The organism is Marinimicrobium sp. UBA4209 (assembly GCF_002381585.1).
GTDB lineage: Bacteria > Pseudomonadota > Gammaproteobacteria > Pseudomonadales > Cellvibrionaceae > Marinimicrobium > Marinimicrobium koreense.
Window position 1 is genome coordinate 44,237 of sequence record NZ_DFTP01000055.1, and the last position, 3,770, is coordinate 48,006.

The 3,770-nt window shown below is 61.6% G+C and carries 5 protein-coding genes; 3 read left to right on the plus strand and 2 right to left on the minus strand.

Going from position 1 to position 3,770, the window contains the following annotated elements; translation table 11 throughout:
* The 3 genes from B3187_RS08265 to yjgA all read left to right on the plus strand — a co-directional run.
* On the plus strand, positions 1–259 hold a 259-nt coding region (locus B3187_RS08265; protein WP_414673686.1), incomplete at its 5' end, for an HPr family phosphocarrier protein.
* A gap of 45 nt (positions 260–304) precedes the next feature.
* Positions 305–1,678, plus strand: a complete 1,374-nt coding sequence (locus B3187_RS08270; protein WP_286805689.1) for a hypothetical protein — start codon at positions 305–307, stop codon at positions 1,676–1,678.
* Positions 1,679–1,708: 30 nt separating this feature from the next.
* Positions 1,709–2,242: a ribosome biogenesis factor YjgA gene (gene yjgA / locus B3187_RS08275; RefSeq protein ID WP_024459560.1), complete on the plus strand. Its 534-nt coding sequence runs from the start codon at positions 1,709–1,711 to the stop codon at positions 2,240–2,242.
* Between the two features lie 22 nt (positions 2,243–2,264).
* Here the strand turns inward: yjgA and B3187_RS08280 are convergent, their stop codons facing one another.
* Positions 2,265–2,798: a hypothetical protein gene (locus B3187_RS08280; RefSeq protein ID WP_286805690.1), complete on the minus strand. Its 534-nt coding sequence runs from the start codon at positions 2,796–2,798 to the stop codon at positions 2,265–2,267.
* A 52-nt stretch (positions 2,799–2,850) separates the two neighbouring features.
* Positions 2,851–3,501: an HAD family hydrolase gene (locus B3187_RS08285; protein WP_286805691.1), complete on the minus strand. Its 651-nt coding sequence runs from the start codon at positions 3,499–3,501 to the stop codon at positions 2,851–2,853.
* Between the last annotated feature and the right edge of the window lie 269 nt (positions 3,502–3,770).

Consider the following 3,770-nt stretch of genomic DNA (forward strand, 5'->3'; position numbering starts at 1 on the left):
CACGTTGATCAATCAAAAAGGCCTGCATGCCCGGGCCGCCGCCAAGCTGGCCACGACCGCCGGTCAGTTTGATTGTGACGTGCGTGTCCGGTGCGACGGCAGCGACACTTGGGTTGACGGCAAAAGCGTCATGTCCCTGATGCTTCTGGCGGCGGCCTGCGGCACCGACCTGGAGCTGGCGGCCGACGGCCACGACGCAGATAACGCATTGGACGCCCTATGCGCCCTGATCAATGACCGATTTGACGAAGGCGAGTAGCTCAGGAGCCCCATGACTGAGCGTATGAAACGGAGAGCAAGGACCATGAAACATTTCAGCCAGACCCTCACCATCGCACTGATGGCCCTCACCGCCACCCTGCTGTCAGGATGCGGCGGCGACAGTGCCGGCGGCGGCCGTCTTGACCTGCGCGCACCCATTGATGGCACACCGACAGGCGACCTCACCCTCAGCCCGGCGCGGGCCGACAGCGAGTACGCCTCCGTCCTGGCCGATTGCGCGCGCCCATTCAATCGCGGTGGCGACAATGAGTTCGACGCCTGCCGTCTCGGGCAGCTACCCCTGCTGGGCCAGGAGCACGATCAGGTCACCGTCGATGATGTACTCGAACGCACCCTGGTCAGTCACGACTGGATGGCCAACCGCTTTGAGCAGGCCCTGACCGCCTTGCCGGACGATCTGCTGCAACTGTTCAGCGGTGTGACCGCAGTGGTAATCGGCGCCGATATTCGCCCCTCCTATTACTGGCTGGCCACCGGGTCCATATACCTTGACCCCGCCTATCTCTGGCTGACCATTGAGGAGCGCGATACCATCTCCCGGGAACCCGACTTCCGCAGCGGTTTTGATCGGGAGCTGAACTTTGAAAGCCTGGCCCGCTTTGTCAAAGGCGGCGACTACGCCTGGAGCAGCGCGCCCCTGAGCGGCCCCGGTGACGACCGGACCCTCGAACAGATTCTCGCGCCCATGTCGGCGCTGCTGTTTCACGAACTGGCACACGCCAACGATTACATTCCCCCCGCTGAGCACGCCAATCTCAACAGTGAGTGGACCGTGGCCGAGGCGGCCATTCAGCTCGAATCCGACAGCGTGTCGGCTACCCTCGCGAGCACTTATCCACTCAGCTCGACACTGATGATGGACCTGGCCGAAGTGAGCTTTCAGGGCCGGGATGCTACCGAGGCGGAGAAACAGCTGACACCCCAGGAGGTCGGCCTGGAGTTCGCAGGCGATATCGCCACGGATGCTTACGCCTACGTCAGCAGTGGCGAGCGGGAACTGTTTTTTGAAGATACCGCCATGCTGTTCGAGGAGGCGATGATGCAACACTATTTTGGCATCACGCGCGAGGTGGCCTTTACCGACCGGCCCGAGGGCGACGAGGTTTTCTGCGATGATTACATTGTCCTCTGGGGCGAACGCGGCCGGGCTGGCAACGAACAGATTCGGCCCCGCCTGGCGCTGATCCTGCCCCTGTTGCTGGACCACAGTGACACCGAGCCCTATCTGGCGTCGCTGCCGGAATCCGAACCGATGACCAACAACCTGGGTTGGTGTGCCAACCTGAGCCCAAGTGCCATGGGCCTGCACACCGAGCGCGACGGCCAGTGGCGCGAACCTCTTCCGGTACAGGACCAGCGCCATGGCCCCGGCCATCCGCATTCTTCTATTCACTAGAGCACATCGCTCAGTACAGGCTTTGATGTTATGACCGACCGCAAATTTTTCGATGACGACAGCGAACAGGATGATGACTTCGTCAGTAAAACCCAGCGCAAGAGAGAAATGCACGCGCTGCAGGAGCTGGGTAAACAGCTCGTCGAGCTTAACGACGAGCAACTGGCCCGCATGCCCCTCGAGCCCAAGCTCGAGGCCGCGGTGGTCGAAATGCGTCGCATCCGGCACCGCGAGGCGCGGCGCCGGCAACTACAGTTTATCGGCCGGTTGATGCGCGACGCGGATCAGGACGGCATCCAGGCGGCACTGGATCAGTTCAACCACCAGAGCCGGGCCAGCATTCAGATTCATCACCAGGCCGAGCAGTGGCGCGACCGCTTACTGACCGAGCCGGACGCGCTGCAAGAATTCATCGATCAACACCCCGGCGTGGATATCCAACACCTGCGCCAACTGCTGCGTCAGGCGCAGAAAGAAGCCAGCCAGAACAAGGCACCGAGCAGCGCCCGCAAACTGTTTAAGGAAATTCGGGACACGCTGTCCGAGGCCGCGCTGAACGGCTGAGCCCGCCGTTCAGCGTCCGCTACTACCAAGGCAGATCGCTACCGTCCCAGTGTATAAAGCGCCCGGTGTCCTCGGGCGTCAACGCCTGAATCACCGACCACAACCGCTCGGCGGTCAGCTCGGGGCTGAACAGCTTGTCAGGCCCCAGGGAGCTGGTGAAGGGTTTGGACAGGGGCGTATCGGTGGTACCGGGGTGCAACGCGATCAGACACAGCTTGCGGTGCGACCGGGCCAATTCCACTGAAGCGGTTTTCACCAGCATGTTGAGCTCGGCCAATTTCTTTTCCGGGTAGCGGTGCTCCCCCTCCGCCGTGCCATGCAACACCCCCACCGCACAGAACAGTGCGGTCACCGGCCCACCGTTTTCTTTGATCTGTTCAGCCAGCTCCGCCAGCGCGGCTTCACTGTAGTCACAGGTAAAGTGCCGAACCCCTTCGGGCAGTTGGGCAGGTGCCTGTCGGCTGATGGCAAGCACCTGATACTCGCTCAGCAGATGCGGCATCAGGGCTTGGGCGATGGCGCTGTTGGCGCCGAACACTAGGGCATAGGGTTTCATGGGGACTCCTCGGTCGTCTCCCTCTGAAGTACGACCGGGAGCCTCGCCGGGATCAGGCTTGGGCGTGGGGAACCGAGAATTCGAACCAGTCGTGGAAGACCCGATCGACCCCGAAGTCCTTGAGCTGTTGTTCGCTGGCGTGGGGGCGATAGGCCCATACGGTGGCTCCGGCGCCGGTGGCGGCGGTCAGGCCGGGCACGCTGTCTTCGATGACGAGGCAGCGGGTGATGTCGACGCCGAGGTGTTCAGCCGCCTTCCGGTAGATGGCGGGGTCGGGTTTGGCGACGTCGAATTTCTGGCAGTCGATGCGCCGCTCGACGGGGAAGAAGTCTTCAAGGCCGGTGACTTTGAGTTTGAGCTGTAGTTCAAAGGTGCGCGAGTTGGTGACGACGGCGAAGGGGTGTTCGAGCCGTTCGAGGGCGTCTTTGATACCGGGCATGGTTTCGAGCTGGGTGCGCATGAGTTGCTCGGAGTGTTCGCGGTTTTGGTCGAGGAAGCGTTGCATGTCGGGGATGGGTTTGCCGAGGCGTTGTTCGACCATTTTGACGCAGTCGGGCCAGCTGTGGCCGGTGAATTCCTGGTGGACCTGGGCTTCGGTGTAGTTCATGCCCAGGCTTTGAATCGAGCGATGCAAGGCGCGGGTGGACAGGACTTCGGAGTCGACCAGGACGCCGTCACAATCGAATAGTACTGCTTCAAACAAAATGATTTCCTCGGTTCTCTTTCAGTAAAAATACGTTTAACCAAACCTGCGTGCATCACGACCGGTCCGTCATGAGGAGTTCCTTTTCAAGACACGCCGTAAACCCGTCCATGGGGGCTCGACGCGCGGAGTCCCTCCGCTTACGGTCTTGAAAAGGAACTCCTCATGCCGGCCCTCTGCACATTGTAGCGAGTTTGTACTGCCGTGCTTTCCGCGGTGTGGGGTGTAGGGTTCCCAGACCGTAGAGCGGGGGACCCGCGATCCGAGCC

Coding starts and splice junctions, on each gene's coding strand:
- yjgA (WP_024459560.1), top strand. CDS start 1,709: ATGACCGACCGCAAATTTTTCGATGACGACAGCGAACAGGATGATGAC.
- B3187_RS08280 (WP_286805690.1), bottom strand. CDS start 2,798: ATGAAACCCTATGCCCTAGTGTTCGGCGCCAACAGCGCCATCGCCCAA.
- B3187_RS08270 (WP_286805689.1), top strand. CDS start 305: ATGAAACATTTCAGCCAGACCCTCACCATCGCACTGATGGCCCTCACC.